At 66.0% G+C, this 20,115-nt stretch carries 19 protein-coding genes and 1 pseudogene; 9 read left to right on the plus strand and 11 right to left on the minus strand.

Annotated features, from left to right (window positions below):
- Positions 1-824 precede the first annotated feature (824 nt).
- The 4 genes from OWM54_RS37140 to OWM54_RS37155 form a co-directional block, all read right to left on the minus strand.
- On the minus strand, positions 825-2,018 hold the full coding sequence (locus OWM54_RS37140) for a hypothetical protein (RefSeq protein ID WP_141326360.1): 1,194 nt from the start codon (positions 2,016-2,018) through the stop codon (positions 825-827).
- A 3-nt stretch (positions 2,019-2,021) separates the two neighbouring features.
- Positions 2,022-2,537 (minus strand): hypothetical protein, encoded by a 516-nt coding sequence (locus OWM54_RS37145; RefSeq protein WP_324289169.1) that lies wholly within the window; start codon positions 2,535-2,537, stop codon positions 2,022-2,024.
- 209 nt (positions 2,538-2,746) lie between these two features.
- Positions 2,747-3,055: a hypothetical protein gene (locus OWM54_RS37150; RefSeq protein ID WP_267700440.1), complete on the minus strand. Its 309-nt coding sequence runs from the start codon at positions 3,053-3,055 to the stop codon at positions 2,747-2,749.
- Between the two features lie 46 nt (positions 3,056-3,101).
- Entirely contained in the window at positions 3,102-3,704 is a 603-nt protein-coding gene (locus OWM54_RS37155; protein ID WP_267700441.1) for an RNA polymerase sigma factor, read from the minus strand.
- A 262-nt stretch (positions 3,705-3,966) separates the two neighbouring features.
- Between OWM54_RS37155 and OWM54_RS37160 the strand changes: the two genes are divergently transcribed.
- Positions 3,967-4,773, plus strand: coding sequence for a GNAT family N-acyltransferase (locus OWM54_RS37160; RefSeq protein ID WP_267700442.1), 807 nt, complete (start codon positions 3,967-3,969; stop codon positions 4,771-4,773).
- Positions 4,774-5,004: 231 nt separating this feature from the next.
- Positions 5,005-5,313: a DUF3892 domain-containing protein gene (locus OWM54_RS37165; protein WP_267700444.1), complete on the plus strand. Its 309-nt coding sequence runs from the start codon at positions 5,005-5,007 to the stop codon at positions 5,311-5,313.
- Between the two features lie 112 nt (positions 5,314-5,425).
- Here OWM54_RS37165 and OWM54_RS37170 read toward each other — a convergent pair whose 3' ends face one another.
- The gene (locus tag OWM54_RS37170) at positions 5,426-7,255 is read right to left on the minus strand and encodes a DEAD/DEAH box helicase (protein ID WP_267700445.1); all 1,830 of its coding nucleotides are present in this window, start codon (positions 7,253-7,255) and stop codon (positions 5,426-5,428) included.
- Positions 7,256-7,572: 317 nt separating this feature from the next.
- On the opposite strand from OWM54_RS37170, the gene OWM54_RS37175 reads away from it, so the two are divergent.
- From OWM54_RS37175 to OWM54_RS37190, 5 genes and pseudogenes are all read left to right on the plus strand, one after another.
- The gene (locus OWM54_RS37175) at positions 7,573-8,997 is read left to right on the plus strand and encodes a B12-binding domain-containing radical SAM protein (protein WP_267700446.1); all 1,425 of its coding nucleotides are present in this window, start codon (positions 7,573-7,575) and stop codon (positions 8,995-8,997) included.
- A 186-nt stretch (positions 8,998-9,183) separates the two neighbouring features.
- Complete coding sequence (locus OWM54_RS43460; RefSeq protein ID WP_223752233.1) at positions 9,184-9,738, plus strand: transposase family protein; 555 nt, start codon at positions 9,184-9,186, stop codon at positions 9,736-9,738.
- 241 nt (positions 9,739-9,979) lie between these two features.
- A pseudogene (locus tag OWM54_RS43465) lies at positions 9,980-10,246 on the plus strand (helix-turn-helix domain-containing protein); the annotation flags it as partial.
- Between the two features lie 145 nt (positions 10,247-10,391).
- Entirely contained in the window at positions 10,392-11,258 is an 867-nt protein-coding gene (locus OWM54_RS37185) for a DDE-type integrase/transposase/recombinase (protein ID WP_267700447.1), read from the plus strand.
- Positions 11,255-12,067, plus strand: coding sequence for an ExeA family protein (locus tag OWM54_RS37190; protein ID WP_223752235.1), 813 nt, complete (start codon positions 11,255-11,257; stop codon positions 12,065-12,067). Before OWM54_RS37185 ends, OWM54_RS37190 begins: the two co-directional genes overlap by 4 nt.
- A gap of 677 nt (positions 12,068-12,744) precedes the next feature.
- On the opposite strand, the gene OWM54_RS37195 is transcribed toward OWM54_RS37190, so the two are convergent.
- From OWM54_RS37195 to OWM54_RS37215, 5 genes are all read right to left on the minus strand, one after another.
- On the minus strand, positions 12,745-13,077 hold the full coding sequence (locus tag OWM54_RS37195; protein ID WP_267700449.1) for a hypothetical protein: 333 nt from the start codon (positions 13,075-13,077) through the stop codon (positions 12,745-12,747).
- A gap of 322 nt (positions 13,078-13,399) precedes the next feature.
- Positions 13,400-13,738, minus strand: a complete 339-nt coding sequence (locus OWM54_RS37200; protein WP_267700450.1) for an endonuclease domain-containing protein — start codon at positions 13,736-13,738, stop codon at positions 13,400-13,402.
- A 312-nt stretch (positions 13,739-14,050) separates the two neighbouring features.
- Complete coding sequence (locus OWM54_RS37205; RefSeq protein WP_267700451.1) at positions 14,051-14,479, minus strand: hypothetical protein; 429 nt, start codon at positions 14,477-14,479, stop codon at positions 14,051-14,053.
- 47 nt (positions 14,480-14,526) lie between these two features.
- On the minus strand, positions 14,527-15,456 hold the full coding sequence (locus tag OWM54_RS37210) for a DUF2381 family protein (RefSeq protein WP_267700452.1): 930 nt from the start codon (positions 15,454-15,456) through the stop codon (positions 14,527-14,529).
- Between the two features lie 92 nt (positions 15,457-15,548).
- Positions 15,549-17,513 (minus strand): serine/threonine protein kinase, encoded by a 1,965-nt coding sequence (locus tag OWM54_RS37215; RefSeq protein WP_267700453.1) that lies wholly within the window; start codon positions 17,511-17,513, stop codon positions 15,549-15,551.
- A gap of 198 nt (positions 17,514-17,711) precedes the next feature.
- On the opposite strand from OWM54_RS37215, the gene OWM54_RS37220 reads away from it, so the two are divergent.
- Both OWM54_RS37220 and OWM54_RS37225 read left to right on the plus strand, forming a co-directional pair.
- Positions 17,712-17,963, plus strand: coding sequence for a helix-turn-helix domain-containing protein (locus tag OWM54_RS37220; RefSeq protein ID WP_267700454.1), 252 nt, complete (start codon positions 17,712-17,714; stop codon positions 17,961-17,963).
- 143 nt (positions 17,964-18,106) lie between these two features.
- Positions 18,107-18,466 (plus strand): helix-turn-helix domain-containing protein, encoded by a 360-nt coding sequence (locus tag OWM54_RS37225; RefSeq protein WP_267700455.1) that lies wholly within the window; start codon positions 18,107-18,109, stop codon positions 18,464-18,466.
- Between the two features lie 160 nt (positions 18,467-18,626).
- On the opposite strand, the gene tnpC is transcribed toward OWM54_RS37225, so the two are convergent.
- Positions 18,627-20,066 carry an IS66 family transposase gene (gene tnpC / locus OWM54_RS37230; RefSeq protein WP_267700456.1) on the minus strand — a complete coding sequence of 480 codons (1,440 nt, stop codon included), beginning with the start codon at positions 20,064-20,066 and terminating at the stop codon, positions 18,627-18,629.
- Positions 20,067-20,115: the final 49 nt, after the last annotated feature.

A 20,115-nucleotide genomic window follows, 5' to 3' on the forward strand; every position in this document is an offset into this window, starting at 1 on the left:
CGAAGTGGGTGAACCCCGCGGCGGACTCGAGCTCCGGGTCGACTCGTGTCGCCGAGGAATCGTTCTTCAGCTCCTCGAGCGCGGCACGGGCCGAGGCGGGCGTCTCGCGGACGACGTTCTCCGACCCGTTGGGGGGCGTCGAGGGGCCCCTCGACGAGAGAGGGACGGGAGCTCCGGTGGGGGCACGCGTCGAAGCAGGGGCGGTGGCTCCCGGGGTGCGAGAGGCGGCTCCTGCGTCGGAGGAGGTTCCCGCGACAGGTGAGGGGCCTCCTGACGCGCGAGACGTGATGCCTGCGCCAGGAGGCGCTCCCATGGAGCGCGATGCGCCCTCCGCGCTCGAGGTCAGAGGTCCAGAGGCGTTCGAGGGGCCTCCCGAGGTGCGGGAGGGGCTCTCCGCCCCCGAGTGGGTTGAAGGACCGCCCGAGGCACGGGAGGCGCCGTTCAGGGCGGACGAGGTGGTTGTCGAAACAGGGGGCGATGAGCCGGGGGAGGGCGCTTTCGTGGGCGGCGGCACCCCAGGAGGCTCGGCGCGGTCCGATGCCTGCACCGATGACGGGGCACGTCCGACGGACACAGGAGGAGGGTTGGGCCGGTGAGCCGAGCCATTCGGAGGCGGAGGGCGGCCGGCCGCGCCGTTGGGAGTCGGCTCTCGCTGCGCGCTCGGCGGTGGGGTTCTCGTGGCGCCGTGAGGCGGTGGCGTGCCGTTGCGTGGAGGTACGGCACGTGCGCCATTCACTATCTGGAGGGAGGGAGACTTCCCGTTGATGTTGCCTGCACCCTGCGGCCTCGGTTCCTTGCCATCATTGGACATCCGTGGTCCCCCCTTAACGGCGCATCCCGCGCTCGGTCATGAACTGCAGATTGGCTCCGGCCTGGGTGTAGGCGTCCTCGACGAGCCCCAGGAAACCATCGACCCCGAAGACACCGCGGCAGGTCACCGCCGCGACATCGAGGAGCATCGGGAATCCGCGCTCGGGGCGCAGGATGCTGTCGGCCATGGCCACCCAGGCGGCCTCGTGGGCGTGGTCCTTGTGCGCGTAGAACAAGCGCGGCGCCGAGTGGTCCGACACGCGGAAGATGCCCTTGACGACGCAGGGGCTCGAGTCCCTCACGAACTTCCAGGCGCGGTGCTTGCTCCGTCCGCCGTACTCCCAGTTGCGGACGATCTGCGTGCCCTCGCGCTTGAGCGTCTCAAGGAGGGCATACTCGCCAGCGTCCAGCGCGAGTCCCATCGTGAGGAATCCCCGGTCGGTGAGGGAGTCCGAGACGTAGACGAACTTCTTGTGCTCGTGGATGAGCCGCTCGAGCACCGTGAGTGAGCGGTCCAGGAGTGACATGTACCCCGAACCGGAGAGCAGCTCGTGGGCGCACGGATTGCCGGAGCCCATGCGCCACTCGGCAGTGGCCTTCTCCACGAGCGCGGCGCGCTCGGCATAGGCCTGGATGCCACGGCGGGCCATGCGCGACAGGGTGTCCTGCTTCCCCTGATAGCGGTTCTGGCGCATGTCGATGAAGTCCATCGCCTCCTGGAGAGGGTTGCTGGTGTTCTGGGACGCCATCTCCTTGCGGAACAGTCGTTTGGTGAAGGCGCCCGAGGTGCCCTGGTAGCTGACGATGCCGACGCCAATCTGGGAGATGCCGATGGGCAGGCTGTCATGGGAGACGTGGGTTCCGGTCACCGCGTCGACCTTGCTGCGAAACAGCAGGCGCTCGTGGACCAGGGTCAGGTCTTCTGGAGTGACCTTGTAGACACCGGCGTCCGGGAAGGCATCGGGGCGCGTGGCCAGCCGAGGGAAGAGCTCGCTGCGGACGATGGCGCGCAGCTCGCCCTCCTTGTGGACGGCGCTGGCGATCTCCCGGCGGAACCGCTCCATGATCTTGTCGAGGTCGAGCCCCGTGGACCACCGGTCGAGGTCCAACGTCGAGGCGAGGTCCTCGCCGAACGCCGAACGGTAGTCCGCATCGCCAAACAGCTCTTCCTTCAGTTCATCCGCCTCGGGCGGCAAGTCACTCGACATGGATTACCCCTCCTCCACTCCCAGGAACTCCGCGATGGAAAAACGGGACACGCGCAGCCGCCGCCGAAGCCCATCGACGTATTCGGTGGCTTTCTCCACGGGCAGGTGGAACTGGAACCGCAAGCTGTTGATGGCATCCTCCCGAGAGAGCTGTTTCACGAGCGGCAGGACGCGCTCCACGGGCGCCAGCAGCTCGAGGGCGACCCGGTCCGCGCGGTGCTCGGCCACGACGACATCCCGGCTGGCGTAGCCCCCCGATGCGTCACGGGCCATGAGGTCCGTGCGCAGATTCAGTGGGACCTGCTCGAAGAACAGGGTCAGGGCCTCCTCGGGAGAGGGGGCCCGCTCTCCATTGAGGACCGGGAGTATCTCAGGGCCGAAGATGCTCAGGGCTCGCCTGCGGGGGAGCCACTCCTCCAGGACGAAGTGCGCGACCTCGTGGACGATGGTGAAGCGCTGCTCCGCTTCCTTTCGCTGATTGTCAAAGAAGAGGATGCCGTGTCCGCGCCACCAGGCCATGAAGCCATGGAGGTCATGATCTTGTGTCGTGAACCACTGCCCCGGGCTCCGGCGAGACAGCCAGTCCTGGGCTGTCTGCGGAGTGAATCTGGGGAGGGCAACGGGCCGGATGTGGAACTGGCCGCAGAAGCAGTCGAGCAGGTCATGGACGGACGCATGACAGTCCTTCAGTGCACAGGCTTCCACCGCTTCCTGCAGCCAGCTTTCCATCACGTGTCCGTTTCTTCATCCGGGAGGTGGTCTTGGGCCGCCATCCGGATGGGGGTCGTCGACCCGGTTCGTGTGCCGTTGGAGAAGACATTGATGACGTCGACGTGGCGAATCACCTGCATCAGCGTCAGGCGGTCCACGCCGAACTTCTGGGCGATGGCGGTGCACTGCTCGCTGAAGCTGTCGCCTTCGGGGCGGCGGCACAGGGACATCCAGTGGAGCGTCTCCTGGGTGCACCCCAGTTCCTCGGCCAGCGTGTCCTCGTTGATGCCCTCGATTTGTCTGTACTGCTCGAATGTGTAGGCCATTGACCAGGGCTCGCTCCGGCCGCGTCGGGCCGCTCGCTCGAGCCATTCAGGATTCGTCATCTCGGTCCTCCTTCCCGATGCGCCTCAACGTCTTGATGAGGCGGTCTCGATTCCGCTTCACCTCGCGACGGCGGTCCTGCTCCGGCATGGGGGGAAGTCCCATGGCCTTGGCGAGGATTCGAGTGGAGCCTTCTCCCTGGAGGATCAGCCCGATGGCATCCCGGTCCTGTTCCGACAATCCGGCTTGGTCGATTCGTCTCACGGCGAGCCTGGCTTCCACGGTGACCTCCAGGCTTTCATTCGGTGCCCTCGCGCGAAGTTCGAAAACAGTCCCGAATTCCCGTTCCCGGCGGCTGCGGGCTACCTGGGAGCGGTAGCGATCGAAGAGCTTCTTCTTGGCTGCCTCCCTCAGGTAGGTGGACAGCCGACCCTTCTGCGGGAGGTACCGTTCAGGACGCGCCACATAGGAGTGGATGACGTCGACGACCGCGTCCCAGACCTCTTCCCTGGAGCGATTCAGGCTCCTGCACAGACGCGCAGTGATTGGGTCAACGAAGACCGCGAAGGCCTCCGCGGTGGCCAATGACTCATCCTTCTTCAGGATGCGTTCGTGAAGCTCCTGCTCCTCCGATGGTGTTGGAAGACTCATCCCCACTCCTCGCCGGGAACACGTGCCCGCTCTCGGGTTGACATCGAACTGTGTGTCCTTTCGTTACCGGCTCGGTGAGTTCGACGGCGTGTGTCTCGTTCACGTCCGCAGAAGGTTGGTCGCGGAGCGAAGCAATGTCTGTACCTCCCGGGTGGTATGGCTCAGGGTGGACGAGACATGGGGTGGTGGGCGCAGTCGGGGCGGGGGCGCCGAAGAAGGGGGATGGGGTCGGTATGTCGCCGGCCTGTTTCAGGAGGGACCCATGACGTCCATGCACTGCCGAGTCGCCACCACCCAGCGCGAGTTGGATGACGCGCTGCGGATCCGCTGGGCTGTTTTCGGAGGAGAGCTGCGCTTGCTGGGGGGCAAGCCGTCACCGACGCGGCGCGAGGTGAGCTGCTTCGACACGCTGGAGACGACGGTGCATCTGGTGGTCTACGCGGACCGGACGCCGGTGGCGACGCTGCGGATGTTGTTGACGAATCCGGAGGTGGCGCTGGCGACGGGAGGGCGGCTGGGGGTGGAGATGGAGCAGAAGCTGGACCTGTCGAGCCTGGTGGGGCCGGGGCGGGTCATCGCGGAGACGGCGCGCTTCTGCGTGCTCGAACAGTGGCGGCACACGGAGGCGGTGGCGCACCTGCAGGCGGGCATCTACGCGGAGAGCCGGCGGCGCGGCGTGACGCACTGGGTTGCCGCGGCCAACATGGACACGGACTCACACGAGGACGCGCGGCTGATTGCGTGTGTGGCGGAGCACCGGGGTTGGGTGAGTCCGCGTTGGCGGGTGAGGTCGACGGTGCCTCATGAGTCGCCCGCGATCCCCAGGAGCCCGTTCTATACGCCGGCGGAGCGCGAGCGGGCAGGGCAGGGGTTGTTGGCGGGATTGAGGATGCCCCGGGCGCCGTCGCTGTTCGCCAGGAAGATGGGCGCGCGGTTCGTGGGTCAGCCGCTGTACGACGCGAGCTTCCACCGTTTCACGCTGCCGCTCGTGGCGGCGCTCGATGAGATTCCCGCGAGCACGTTGGAGCGCTTCCGGGCGTTGGATGGTGGACTGCGACGAGCTGGTTAGACCCGGTCGAACTCGTTCCTTCACGGCTTGCCAAGTTTGGGGCTGACGGTCGCGGTCCTGCTCACGTCATTGCGATACAGGCAGTCCATCCATGGGCGTCCGCGAGTTGTGATGTTTCGTACCACTGGAGTGGTAGAGACAATCCAGCCGCGGGGTCGCATGCTTCTCGTCGAAGTGGACATCAGGCCAGACAAGCATGTCAGGCCTCTGTTCGTTCGAGGGAGGCATTGAATGTCGAAGTGGGCTGATTATGGTGTTTTCCGGGTGAAGTATGACAACGACCACACCAAGATCGTCGAGGTCGAGGTGCGCCCAGATCTGGGCACGAGCTTTGGCGATGCACGGAAGATGCGCCGTCAAGACGTGGTTTCCGCCATCGACGAGCAGAAGAAGACGTTCGTCACGGTGTATTTGAAGGACAATCAGAACAAGAAGGGAGAGGATGTCCGTACGGTGTCGGTTGGCAACGAGAAGTACCTTCGCACTGACACCAATTCGACGAGGGCAGACAACCTCGGCTCGCTGCCCGAATACACGTGAGTGACGGCGACCTCGATGCCCTGCTCTTCGAGGTCGTCACGCTTCTGGCTGGAGGGATGCACGAGAGCCGTCGATGACCTGGTCGCTCCACGACTCGTTGCGGAGCGGGCTCCTATGCCGAGGGCCGCTGGGAGGGCAGGGTGACACGCAGCGCTTCCGGGCTTCCCGTGAGCACCAGTCGGTCAACGGCCCGGGTCATAGCGACATATAGGAGGCGCGCCTCCTCCTTGGCGTCTTTCACATGTCGAGAGGGCCGCCCGACCCCGGGAATCGCGATGACTGGAAATTCCAGGCCCTTGCTGGAATGGAAGGTGATGACCTTGACGCTGTCTTCCATGGGTCTCAGCGCGGATTGAGGCGCGCGAGTGCCCACCCACTGGGACGGGATGCCTGACTTCTGAAGCTGGTGGATGGCCGCGTCTCCGACATCGACGGTGCGGTAGAGCACCGCCATGTCACTCCAGCGGAGGCCTTCCGAGCGGAGTTGCTGCAGGTGCCCGGTGATGTATTGCAGCTCGACCCTCAAGTTGGGCAACGCAATGACTTGCGGCGGAGGCCCATGTCGGCCCGCACTCTGGGGGAGGAGAAGTGGAACCCCGTCTTCATCTGCATCCTCCGGAGTCAGCACGTCCTTGGCGTAGTGATAAGCGAACTGAAGGATCTCGGAGGTGTTCCGGTAGTTCAGGCGAAGGATGGTGGTCCTTCCCTGGGCCTGGATGCCGACGCTGCGGAAGCTGAAGCGCCCACGCCGGTTGATGGACTGGGCATCGTCGTAGAGCACGAGGAGGGAATTGGTCTCCGGGGCGACCATCTGGGCCACGAGCTTCAGCCACGCGGGCTCGAAGTCGTGCCCTTCGTCAATCAGCACCGCTCCGTACTGTCCACGCGGGATGAGGCCCCGGTCGGCAGCGAGGATGACGCGCTGGACAAGCTGCTCGAAGTACTCGGAGTTGGAAGTTACCTGGTGTGGCAGCCCTGCGTGGTACGTCACGAGCTGTTTGCGGCACCAGGCGTGGAAGGTGCTGACGTTCACCTGCTGGCGTGAGATGCCTCGTGCGGCGAGATAGGCTTCCAACCAGTCTGTCAGGGCGCGGTTGTAACACAACACGAGTATGGGCCGTTGCAGGACCTTCGCGAGCTGCAAGCAGCGGTAGCCCAGGATCATCGTCTTGCCGGAGCCCGCGACGCCATGGATGACGCGGTGCCCTTCACCCAGGCTGCGAGCGAGTTGCTCCTGCTGGAGGTCCATGACTCGGATGAGGTCGGGCAGCGTCGCTTCGGCGTCCGGCTGCTCGAAGAGACCAAGCTGCGCTCCTCCGATGCGGAGCTCCGGGAAGATGTGCCATCGAATGCGGTCTATCTGAGGAAGCGTCAGGGGGCGTGAGGGGACCCACGGGAACATCTGCCAGAGCCGCTGCTGAAAGGCCTCGGGGTCGACGCTTTCGGTGATCTCGTCCTTGCAGAGGACTCGCTCTGCTGGAATCACTTCGTGCAGCTGCGCTTCGTCGAACTGTGCCCGGGTCAGATTGGAGAAGACGACACCGTAGCTCCAGGGGAAGACCAGCCTGCCTCGTTGGGGGCCCTCGGGGAGAACGAGGGAGGCATCCTTTTGAAGAAGGCTCGCGATGTCCTGGGCATAGAGCCGCGCCTGCTCGAAGGGGTTGGCGACCTCCTTGGGGCCGCCATCAGTGAGGAGGGTGACGCTGTTCTTGTCGATGCGGTGGATTGTGTCGCGCTTCCAGTCCTTGACCTCCAGGACCAGGAGGCCTCGGCGGGGGTGCAGGACGATGAAGTCAGGATGGCGGCCCGTCTGTCCAATGGCGACGTCGTACCAGAGGAGGTAGTCATCCTCGAGCTTCTCTTCGAGTCGTCGGGCGAGGCGCTTCTCGCCCGACTGCATCCGAGGGAGGCATTGGCTCAGGGCGGGGATGAGGGTCGCCATGTCCTCATGTTAGTTCCAGGACCGGGGAATAGGAAATGCTGGCCTATTGGGACGAACTGCCAGGGGGCTTGGCCAGCCAGGCGCCCAGGGCGAGGGCAAAACATGGGCAGGGGGGACCCGAGTCAGAACACCACACGGGGTCGCCGGTGGCCGGGGCGCGAGGCACCCAGTCTGTCAGGGTGGTGAGTCGATGTAGGGGATTCGATTGGGGGCAGGTGCCAACGGTTGATTGAATTCCAAGGGTCATGCTGCGTCTGGGTTGACTGTCATTGTCGCCATCGCTGAACATTTCGCTCGAACCAGGTTCGGGGGGACTCATGTCCATTCAAGGCGCGGAGGCTCATTTCGCCTCTTCTCGGGCTCGTCGGGTCGTCCTGGTCTCCATCGATTGGACCCGAGAAAAGGATCCCCGGGTTCCGCTGGGGCATGCCTCCATCGTCGCGGCGCTGCGGAATGCGGGGATGGACGTGCGAGAGTTCTCCTTCGCCATCAATCAACCTGGCTTCAGCGCCGCGAGCGTTCTCGAGAGAGTCCTCGAGAATGCCCTGGGGCTCGCGCCGGAGATGGTGGACGTGGGCTTTGGTGTCTACGTGTGGAACGACCAGGTGGTGAAGCGGCTCCTGGTCCTTCTCCGGCAGAGAGGATTCATGGGGCGCATCGTCCTCGGTGGGCCTCAGATTTCATACGCGGCAGTGGGCGTTGAGCGTTTCTATGCAGAGGCGGATGTATTCGTGCGCGGGTATGGTGAAGAGGCCATGGTGGCTCTCGCCGCGACCTCCGAGCGCATTCAGGTCATGGGCGTCCACTGGGCGGGGCAGACTGACTCCTGCCTGCAGGCCGAGGCAAGGTTGGACCGGTTGGCATCACCTTTCCTGGAGGGAGTGATCGAGCCTTCCGTCCGGCAACGATTCATTCGTTGGGAGACCCAGCGCGGATGCCCCTTCCGATGTTCGTTCTGTCAGCACCGCGAGGCAGGCAGTCGCCTGCGTCGCCGCGACATTCCGCTGGCCCGGCTGGAGCAGGAGATTGATTTGTTTGTGCGCTCAGGTGTGGACGACATCGCCGTGTTGGACCCGCTCTTCAATCTCGGGAGCCACTCCCTTGCTGTTCTGGGGGCTTTCCGGCGACTGGAGTATCGGGGGCGGCTGTCATTGCAGTGCCATTTCTCCACGCTGGATGATGAGTTCCTCGATGCGTGCGAGGGGCTTGATGTGCGGCTCGAGTTCGGCCTCCAGACCATCCACGAGCAGGAGGCGCGGGCGGTAGATCGGAGCAATCAGCTCAAGCGTGTCGTGGAGGGCATCCACAAGCTCCACGAACGAGACATTTCGTTCGAGGTTTCCGTCATCTTTGGTCTGCCCGAGCAGACTTTGGAGTCGTTTCGTGGCACGGTTGATTTCTGCCTTCGACAACGGATTCCCGTGGTGAAGGCGTTCCCCCTGATGCTGTTGCGAGGGACCCCGTTGGAGCGAGATCGCGCGAAGTGGGGCCTGGTCGAGAACGACGCGCCCATCCCCAGTGTCATTCGCAGTCGAACGTTCGACGAGCAGGCGTGGAGTCGGATGGCGGCAATCGCCGAGGCCCTGCGTCAGACAGAAGGGAATCATCCATCCTGTGTGTTGCTGAGCGAAGTGGTTGATGGAGAGCGCGGTCGCGACGAGCGCGTTGGTTGCCGGGAAGAGATGTTGCAGGCCGTGCGGAGTCCAGCAGCGAGCCGGATTCTGGCGCGCCACGCTGCGTGAGGTAATCCACGGGGCCCTGAGAGGACGGGGCGCGGCGGTGTTCGCCAGCTCGCGTGAGAGAAAGGTGACCTGGAGCGTGCGGCAACACGCTCACAGGTCGAGCGCCCCGCTCAACGTGTGAGAGAGAAGCGAGGCCCCCAAGGAGTCGTACGGACGCGCGTCGGCGTCAAGTCCTGGGCTGCGCAGATGCCATCCGTCTGTGCGGTACGTCCGGCGAGCTGCGCCGCGTGCGGCGCGGCGAGCCGCCCTGTGGGAGAGCCGCTGGGGCTTCATGGGCATGGAAGCCGGAGCCGCCAGGTACGTGGGCCACTGGAGGTTGGCGCGTCGCCCGTCCTCGTGGAGTTGCGCGTGCGACGCTACCTCTGCCGTAGGTGTGGCGTGTCGCAGACAGTCGTTCCCTCGCAGGTGCTGGGCAGGAAGCTGTATTCGCTCGCGGCCATCGCCTGGGCGCTCGCCCTGTGGGGTCTCGAGTCGCTAACAGCCGCGGCGGTACGCCGACGCGTGAGTCCCTGGGCCGTGGTGGGGCCTGGGAGCATCGAGCGCTGGGACTCGCTCTGCCGCTGGTCCAGGGAGGCCAGAGTCGGGACACTGCTGTGCTGCGTGCGGCCATCGCCCACGGACTGGACGGCGCGAGCAGTGGCCGCACGAGCGGCGACGACAGTCGCCGCCTTCGCACTCCCGGCGACCGGACCGCCATCGCTGTCCGCTTGCTCGTTCCGGGGCGCCGAGCGCGCTCACTGAGGGGCTTGCTCCACGGCCATCGGCGCGCCCCTCACAGAAGTCTGTCCCACCCGACACGCCCCGTCCTCGAAGCCCTGCCTGCGGCGGGACGGTAGGCGTCTGCCCTCCCAAGAGGCCCATGTCGGGATGAGGAGGCAGTATGGGAAGTCCGCGCGAAATGAAGAGCCTCACCCCGAAGTCCCACGCCGAGGCGGTGGCGGTGTTTCGCCACGGAGTCATCGGCGCCCTCACCCAAGCGCAGATGGACCGAGGCCAGCTCGCCTCGGCGCTCGAGTCCCTCACCCAGCAGCGCTTCGTACCGCCGGGCGCCGAGGTGAGCCGCTGCTACTCGGCGGCTACACTCGAGCGCTGGTACTACGCGTACAAGAAGCGCGGCCTCTTGGGCCTCACCCCGCGCGGACGCAGCGACAAGGGCCGGGCCCAGCAGCTTTCGGCGGCCCAGCGCGAGCTGCTGCTCGACATCCGGCGGGAGTACCCGTCCGCGTCCGTGGCGCTCATCCTGCGCACGCTCGTCACCGATGGCCGGCTGGAGAGGGACGCTGTCTCGGCGACGACGGTGCGCCGCCTCTTCGTGCAAGCAGGACTCGACCGCGTCGGGATGCGCGACGGCAGCGGCACGAAGATGCGCCTCTCGCTGGCAGGCCGAGCGTCCCATGGCCCTGTGGCACGCGGACGTGTGTCACGGGCCTGGACTCACCGTCGGGGGCAAGGTGCGGCCCTTGCGCATCCACGCGCTGCTGGACGACGCGAGTCGGTACGTCGTGGCGTTGGAGGCCCACCACACCGAGCGCGAGGTGGACATGCTGGGCCTCATGGTGCGCGCCCTGCGCAAGCATGGCCCTCCGGACGCCCTCTACCTGGACAATGGCGCCACGTACCGGGGCGAGACACTCGCCACCGCGTGCGCTCGCATCGGCACCTCCCTCTTGCACGCCAGGCCCTACGACGCCCCCGCACGCGGGAAGATGGAGCGCTTCTGGCGCACGCTGCGCGAGGGCTGCCTCGACTTCCTCGGGCCCGTCGCCTCCCTCCACGACGTCAATGTCTGCCTCTGCGCCTTCCTCGACGCGCACTACCACGTCACCTCGCATGCGGCCCTCCTGGGCGCGACACCGAAAACCGTCTTCGAGGCCGCGCCCCGGGCGCCTGATGGCTTCGACGAGGCGAAGCTGCGCGAGGCCCTCACCACCCGTACCCGCCGACGCGTGCGGCGCGATACCACCGTCGTCGTCGACGGTGTCGACTACGAGCTCGACGCAGGCCACCTCGCCGGGCGCCTCGTGCACCTGTGCCGCTGCCTTGTCGACCTGGGGGAGACGCCCTGGGCCGAATTCGAGGGCAAGCGCTACGCTCTCCACCCAGTCGACGCCGTGAAGAACTCGCGCCGCAAGCGGCCGCTGCGTCGCCCTCCCATCCACGACGAGACGTCCCGGCCACACCCCGCGTTTGACCCGCCCCTGGCGCTGCTCGACCGCGCCGTCGGCCGTCCTCCCCGGCATCGCGATGCAGGTGAGTCATGACGCCCGCCTACGTCACCCACTTCGGCTTCTCCGAGGCGCCCTTCTCCAAGGAGATTGCCGACGCGGACCTCTGGCTGCCCACCTCCAAGACGGGCCTCGTCGAGGAGCTCTGCGAAGCCGTGCGCGAGCGGCAGAGCGTCATGCTGGTGGGCGAGCCCGGCGTCGGCAAGACGTGCGTCCTGCGCGCGCTTCGTCACCGGCTTCCCCAGGCGGGCTTCCGCCTCACCTATTGTCACAACGCCACGCTGGGCCGCCGCGACTTCTACCGCCAGCTGTGTCTGGCCCTCGGGCTCACCCCGTCCGCCACCGCCGCCGCTGTCTTCTACGCCGTGTCCAGCCACGTGGAGGAACTCGGTCGCGAGCGCGTCCACCCCGTCTTCCTCCTCGACGAGGCGCACCTGCTCCACCAGGACGTGCTCGACCACCTCCACATCCTCCTCAACTACCAGTGGGACTCCAAGGCACTCCTCTCCCTCATCCTCGTCGGCCTGCCCGAACTCGACTCGCGCCTCGCGATGCGCCGCAACCGTAGCCTCGCCTCCCGACTCGCACGCCGGCTCGCCATCGACGCGCTTGGACCCGAGGACACCGCGGAGTATCTCCGCCTGCGCCTGAAGAACGCGGGCTGCGAGCGAGAACTCTTCGCCTCCGACGCCATGGCCATGCTCCACGAGGCCGCCTCCGGCGCCCACCGCGACATCGACCGGCTCGCGACCACGGCACTTCGCGAGGCCGCGCGTCGCAAGAAGAAGCTCGTCGAGCGCGACGTCCTCGCACGCGTGCTCGACACCGACTCCGCCGCTCTTTAGGCCACTCCCATCACCGGGCGCGCGCGCTGACGCTCGCGCTCGGTGATGCCCATCAACCAGGCGGCTCGCTCGTCCATCAACCAGCTCGCCTCGCAACACTGTGTCCAGTCACTGGACGAGCGGATGGCGCCTACGGCTGGTTTTGCGAAGGGGTGGTCACCTTCGCTTCAGCTGCCCTGACGCCTGCTGAGGCGCGGCCTCTGCCATTTCACAGGGCCCAAGCCTCTGAGTTCGCTATCGGTAGAGCATGAGAATCGAACTCACCAAGGACTGCTCTCGCAGCCCCTCACCGGTTTTGAAGCCCCGCCACCCCGATCCGCGAGGTGCCCGAGGGGATTGAGGGTCGGCCAGTTTCCCTCTGGAGCGGGGAGGGTGGAGAGTCCAGGAAGGTCCACCCGCGTCCGTTCATCTTGGGTACAGCTTGGGTACGAACCCGGTCTGTCGTCCAGGCCCCTTCTTCAAGGGATGAGCAGGGCCTCAGGGAGGCTCTGGATGAAGTTCTTGAGCTGGTCCTTGCGCACACGCACCGACCAACCGGCGCCGGGCCTAGAGCCGGGCGGATGCACCCACACGATGAGACTCGACGGGCTGTCGGGATCCTGCTCGATCGTCAGGTCGCGCGGGTGGATCCCATCGGGCGATGTTCCTCGGAGGTCTGGCATGGAGGCAGGATAGCGCTACTTGCGCGACTTGCCATGGATCTGGGTCCACTCGCGGTACAGGCGGTCCAACTCGCGGTGAAACCCCTCTGGGTCAGTGAACTCGTCGTACGCGCGCTGACCTTCCTCCGTGACCGTCCAGCGTCCGTGAGGCTGTTTCCGGAACCAGCCTGCTTTGGTCGCTCCGGTCGTTCCCCACGATGCCCTGCGGACCTCTGGCTCGTTCAGACTCATTTGCTCCATGAGCTGGTTCATGGCCACGGAGCCCTTGATCCCGGGCTGCCCCATGACGATCCCGAACAGGGCGCTGACGATCTCGCCTGTACGTCGATGGTGGTTTTCTTTGGGCATGTTGGTGTGACCGACCGTAGAGCGGCCTCAGGCAGACCGCTGGATCTTTCTCCATCCCTGATTTTCGGTAGCTACCTCTCCGCGAACATTTGGGCTGTCCAGTCGATCGGTCTTCTCAATCACTACTAGTCGGCCGAGCGCGCGACCGATCTCGGCATGCGTGGCCAGGATTGGGTCCGGAAGGTGGACACGCGAATACAGCTCGCGCACATACTCCTGAGGGTAGGATCGCATGATGTGTCGAATGACATCATGGGAATCGAAAGTGTCATTCATGGCATCCACAGATGCGCGGAGCATGTCTGGAGCAATGTGGTGCATGTCAGATCTCGTTCATCGCGTTGAGGATCTTGTTGGCTACTCGCTTCGGATTCTTAAGAACCTCTTCGTTCGAGAACCGCAGCATACGGATTCCCAACTTCTTGATGCGCCATTCACGAATAGCGTCGTTCTTCTGATTGAACTGGTGAACTGGCCCATCGACCTCCACGACCAGATTCAAGGATTCGCAAAAGAAATCCACGATGTAGTTGTGATCATCGATATTGAGGCAGTGCTGGCGCCAAAACGTGACGCCAAGCTTCTTATTCGCAAGATGCTTCCAGAGAATAGCTTCAGCCTCGGTAGGATTTCCCCTGTTCTCCTGGGCGAGATCCTTCATGTGTTCTGGCACATCACCGGATACGACTTTCTTTCTTGGGGGCATGAGACTCACAGGAAGGTGTTGGGGAACTATACACCGAGTAGTTGTCGATCGCGCCGTCTGCAACCCCACGGTCCTGGCCGGTTCCCAGCCCCGCCACCCCAAGCCTCGAAGTGCCCGGGGGATTGAGGGTCGGCCGGTTTCCCTCTGGAGCGGGCGGGCGGCGCGTCCATAGAGGCCCACCCGCGTCCGCTTTGGTATGGAGCGGTTGCCGATGCATAGTCACCCCACGATCCGCTGCTTGAGGCGGGAGCGGGCGCCGGGTTTCCCTCAGGCAGGGTCCATCAGGACAAAGGGTGGCGAAAGCTTGAGTTCCGCTGGTTGGTCGTCGTTGAAGTGGAAAGCGCGCACTTTGCGTCCCTGGATGAGCACCCCCTCGGAGGAATCCAACATTTGCTGAACTTGGTACGTCATTGCCCCGTTCAGGAACCCAGTTGCCTGGTTCACCAAATTCCCGGTCAACAGCACCCGGTAAAAGGCGCCCCTTTCGTGGACGATCTCGGGCGAACAGCTCATCGGGCCGAAGTACTCCGGCGTTCGCCCCACCCGGCAGACGTAGATGCTACCTTTCGAAGTGACAACGTCCACTACCGCCTGAGTGATCGAGCACAGCGTCTGGAGGCCAATGCCGTTCGGGTGCGCTTCGTTTCCCCAGTAATTCCCCTTGGCGACGTTGAACTTGAGGATCACAGCGTTCATCTGACCACCTCGTGAAATGAGAGCCTCTGGCAACACACCGGGCGCCCTTATGGGAACGTCACGCCGGAGACGATCACGCTTCGGGTTCCATCCTCGTTCCAGAGCTTGAGCCTGAAGCTGCCCCGGGTCTCCTGCTCCGTCGCCTCAGCCTCGATCACAACCCGACCATCAATCACGCTGGGGGCAATGGGCTCACTCTGCCAGGGGGGCAGCGCGCGCAGCGTGCGGCGGCCAGGGCCCACCAGCTCGGCTCCGGCCGCAGTCCATGGTAACGCCCCGGCGGGCGCCTCCAGCGACACCACCACCGCCACGAGCCCCCTGGCGCGGTAGGTGATGGCGTTCTTCAAATTGAGGGCACTCGCTGGATGCAGACTGATGTCCATCATGACGTCCTTGGCCACAACCCCGTTCCTGTCCATGCGCCTCGCGGCCAGGAGTCCCGTCAAGCCGCGTGGCCCTCCACGCTCCGAGCGGAGCCGTACAGTCTCCTCGCGGCACTGCTGAAGCTGGAGTTCCTTCTCCTTCTCCGACTGCTGGTAGGACGCCAAGGTGCGTTTCTGGCGAAAGACCTCCACCTGGCGCGTGGCACGGGCCGGATGTACCACCAGCACGAAGCTGATGCTCGCGGGGGACTCTCCGTCCGCGAAGCGGGCCGTCAGTTTCAGCCGCTCGCCAGGAACCACGTTCTCGGAGGGCAGAAGTGAGATGCTGCGCTTTCCTGCCTCCACCACCGTGAATCGGTCGGCTCCCTCCAGCGTCAGGTTCTCGCGCTTCAACTCGGACGAGAAGAAGACAATCAGAGTCGCTAGGCCCGGGCTGATGCAGACTTCGTACACCCTGCCTTCGGGCTCGTCCGGGAGCGCGATCTGTTCCTGGGCCGAGTCGCAGGCTGGAAGTCGTGACGGCTCATCGGCGTGGGTCGTCCAGCCAAGGAGGGCCACCAGGACGAGCAGGGCGATGGGTGCTGACGCGGACACGAGACAAGTCCTCCGATGTGGGCGCGAACATTTAGGCCCGAGGCGCCGCCCCTACCACGCCCCGAGCAAACCACGCGTGCGCCCGGGTGCGCTTACTCGAAGCGATCCACTGCCCGGACGTACCCGGTGTCCCAGACCTTCACGTTGCCCTCCGTGGAGCCGGGTTGTCGTTCCAGACCACGCTTGCCGGATCCGTCCCGCAGCTCCATGCACACGCGTACGGTGCCACCTCCCTTGGGCAGCCGGGCCTCGGTGAAGCGGCCATAGACGCGATCTCCGAAAAGGAGCTTCCCGGACAGAATGGTATCCGGGTGCATTCCGATTTCGCGGCTGCCTGAGAAGACGCGGATGCTGGTCCACCCCTCCTTCACGGAGCGGCGCCCGGAGTTCTCCCCGCGCGCAGACCAGGTCACCTCTAGCGTTTCATCCCCCACCTTGATGCCGAGCTTTTCCATCGCCTCGACGGCGCCCAGGGGGCAGTCCTCGGGCGGTGGCGTCGGGCGCACCTGAGGGCCAGGGCAGGCCATCGTCAGGCAGGCCGCGATCCCCAGGCCGAGCGCCTTGCCAGGGGACACGCCGGTGTTCTTCTTCATCTTCACGGAAGCCTTCTCCTCGGAGAGCGTCGCAGGAAGGACGACGGCCGCAAGGGTGGGCGCGCCATTGAGCGCGGCTGCGGCTTCCTGAGCTTCCGGTGGCATCCACGGGGCCGCCACTTCCTGACCGGGAGCCCAGAGCGCAAGCGTGGACGTTGAGGCGGCTGACGGTGAGAACGAGACTGCGTTGGAACGAAGCTCCAAGGCGTGACGTGCGGCCGGAGCAGGAGAGGAGGACCACAGGTTGCGCGCGATCACGAGCACGCCCACGCCCACGCCCACGCCCAAGAGCACCAGCAGCCCCATCCAGATCGCCGCGCGCAGATCATGGAAGTGACTGGCTTGTGCCGGGGGCGGAGCAGGCGTGGGACCGGGGCGAGCGGGAACTGGAGGCGGCAGCTCGGCCTGAATGGCCGCTGCGTTTGACTCTGGATCGTGCGCGGCATCTTCCGCTCGTTGACGCGGCCCCCGGCGAGGCCGGGCCTTGCGCTTCTTCAACCACTGCACCAGCTCGTCTTCGCCCGCGTGCGGCACCTCCGCGAGTGTGGTGGCGGTGTCCGGGCCATAGGCGTCGCAGAGCTTCACGTCCCAGGACTCGTCCGCCTGGGCCAGCAGGGCCTCCAGCTCCGCGCACAGCGCGTCGGCGTCCGGGTGGCGCTCCTCGGGCTCCTTGGCCAGCAGGCGCATGCACACGGCACTCAGGGCCTCGGGAACGCGCGGGTTGAGTACATGGGGTGGTTTGGGGGCGCGGTTGAGCACGGCCTCCACCCCTGCGGCCTCGTCTGGAAGGAAGGGCTGCCTGCCCGTCAGGAGCCCATAGAGAACGACGCCCAGCGAGTACAGGTCATCCGAGGGGCCGGGCTGGTAGGAGCGGCCACGCTCGTCTCCGTGCTCCTGCTGGAAGCGCCATGCCTCGGGCGCGCGGTACTCCGGCGTGCCCGGTGGCAGCACGCCGCCGGTGATGCTGGGGGCGCTCTCGTACCCGCCCGCGCCGAAGTCCACCACCACTGCCTCGCCGTCCGAGGCGCGCTCGATGACGTTGCTCTCCTTCAGGTCTCGATGCACCACCTTCGCCCGGTGCGCGGCGCCCAGCCCGCGCGCCACGCCGCGCACCTTGAGCACGACTTCTCGGGCCGAGGGGTTCTCCTCCCTGGCCCACACGTCCAACCGGCGTCCCTTCACGTAGTCCATGACGATGAAGAAGTATTGAGGCGCCTCGTCCGGCCACTGTCCGTGCCCACGGATGCGTACCAGATTGGAGTGTTTGAGCCGCAGGAGGATGGCCACTTCGCGCTCGGCCCACTCGGCCAGCCCCCAGAGTGGGATGAGCTTGAGCGCGTAGAGCCGCCCTCCACGCCGGGCGCGGTACACGGCACCGAAGCCCCCGGCTCCCAGCTTCTCCTCCACGAGGTACCCGCCGATGTCCGTGCTCGGAGGCACAACGGGATGCAGACGCGGGCTCAAGTGTCCTCTCCTTGGGCGGGGCGGGTGGGGTCGGCGTTCCTGGACATGCTCTCAACCGGCAGTGGAATTCGTACGAGTTCCCCCGCGAAGTGGCGCGGGAGAGGGATAAACCCGGAGCGGATACTACTGTTGAACCTGATGAGCTATATGTTCGGAGTGCCGCCGAAGCGGCATTTCCTCTTTCTCCCAGGTCTCCTCATGTACGCGAAGCTCTCCCAGCAGATCGGAACCAATGTCCGCGCCGCTCGGCATCGAGCGGGCCTGTCGCAGGCCCAGGTGGCCGAGGCCATCCACGTGCCGACGCTGGTGTTCAGTCGCCTGGAGCGCGGCAGGTTGCTGCCCAGCCTCCCCACGCTGGTGGGCCTGTGCGGTGTCCTCCGTGTCCCCGTGGACCTCATCCTGGGCGGCAAGGGCTTGGCGGTCTCTGCCCCCGAAGGTTCCGGCACGTAGGGGTAGCGGGTGGCGCCGCCGCGTGACGGGGGCTGATCGCGCATCGACACGGCCGCCAAGATGCGGCAGGAAGGGGGCGTCCCCGAGGCGCGGGCCCCCTGTTCGCGCCAGACCTGGTTCTCGGTGTTCCTGGTACCCGACGAATGAACGAAGAACTGGCGACCCGTATTGGAAGTGCCGCTCGTGAGGCCCGGACGCAGCTCGGGCTCACGCAGGCGGAGGTGGCCGAGAAGCTGGGCCTTGCGCACATGGTCTACAGCCGCCTGGAGCGCGGGAAGATGCTGCCCAGCGTCCAGACGCTGCTGCGGATGTGCTCGGTGCTGCGCATCTCCTCGGACGAACTGCTGGGGATCACGGACGCGGAGGAGGGGACGAAGTCGGGCAAGGGGGAGCGCGGGCAGGGTGGGGCGCCAAAGCTGCGCCAGCTCACCGGCCTTGCGCGCAAGATGGATGAGGACCAGCTCGATGCCCTCGTGAAGGTGGCCCAGGTGTTGTTGCGCTGAAACGACGCGGGCCCACACCTGGGGCCCGCTTGCTTCCAGGAATGCTCGGCCGCCCGTTCTCACTCTTCGTTTGTATCTGTCCGGTCAGCGACGTGGCGTGAGCGGTTGAAGATGGACAAGGTCCGTGCCCGACGGACGGACGCCGCGACCGGCGGAGTGTTCAGGGAGAGGGTGGTAGGTGTGACTCGGGCGGACCGGTGGTCTGCCTGTGCTTCCACTCGTGCGGCAGCAACTCCGCGATGCGCGAGTTGGGATGCGTTTGGACGCGGAGCAGGACGTCGGCCAGGTACGTCTCGGGGTTGACGCCGTTGGCCTCGCAGGTGGCCACCAGCGCGTAGAGGCCCGCAAGGTTCTCTCCGGCGGCTTCGTGCCCGACGAAGAGGAAGTTCTTCCGGCCCAGAGCTGCCTTTCGCAGCGCCGCCTCCGAGCGGTTGTTGTCCAAAGGCAGCCGCTCGTTGTCGACGAAGCGCGTGAGGGCCTCCCACTGCTTCGTCGCGTAGGAGAGGGCCTGTCCCATGGGGCTCTTCGGCGGGTGGCGCGGCGTCTGGACTGCGAGCCACGTCGACAGACGCGCGAGAATGCGAGTGCTGGACTCCTGGCGCAGCGCTCGGTGCGCCGCGGTGCCCACGAGGTCCGCGTCCCGCGCCTGGGCTTCCACGCGGTAGAGCTCGAGGATGAAGTCCATCGCCTCGCGGGCTTCGGGCGCGGTAGAGAGTGCCTCGAAGAAGCGACGACGCAGGTGGGCCCAGCAGCCGACGCGCGTGCGGCCCTCCGGCAGCGTCACCGCGTTGTAGCCGGTGTACCCATCCACCACGAGCGCGCCCGTGGTGTCACCCAGCACGTCCTTGGCTGTCTTGCCCGCGCGGCCCAGGCTGAAGCGGTAGCCGATGAGCCACTCACCCTGGGGCGTCTGGGTGAGAAACGTCCAGAGGTAGCCCCGGCGCGTCTTCTTCACATCCAGCACCAGCAGCGGCGTCTCGTCGGCCCACACCACCTCCGCCGAGGCGATGCACTGCAGGAGGTGAGAGGACAGCGGCAGCAGCGTCTGGGCGGACTGGTGGAAGAGGTCCGTCAGCGTGCTGCGGCTCATGGGGACGCCGCCGCGCTCCATCCGCTGGGCCAGCCGGTGCAGGGGCATGGCGTCCGCGCACTTGGAGACGACGACGTGCGCCAGGAGGCCCGGGCCGTACTCGCCCTTGTCCACCACCTTGGGCGGCGCGGGCGCGGTGACGACGCCTCGGCCACACGCGCACGCCAGGACTTCTTGCGCGTGTACCTGCTTCTCGAAGAAGGCCGGCACGTACTCGTACACCACCGTCCGGCGCCCCTCTCCCAAGGGCTTCAAAGCCTCGCTGCCGCACGCCGGGCAGCGCCGCTCCTCCGCGGGCACCTCATGCGGGACTTCGCGCTCCACAGCCCCGGCGGCCTTGCGTGCCGCGCGCTCGCGGCGCGTCTGCAGTGCGCTCGCGGCCCGGGCCGCCTCGTCTTCCGGGCTGGTGGATGACGGCCTGAGCTCCATGGCCACCGGCGGCAGCTTCTCCGTCTTCCTGCCGAAGACGCGCCGCTCCAGCGCCGCCATCTTCGCCTCCAGCGAGGTCATCCGCTCGCGAAGCTCTTCGGCTTCCTCGCGCCAGGGGCAGAAGTGGTCT

This window comes from Myxococcus sp. MISCRS1 (genome assembly GCF_026626605.1).
GTDB classification, from domain to species: Bacteria; Myxococcota; Myxococcia; order Myxococcales; family Myxococcaceae; genus Myxococcus; species Myxococcus fulvus.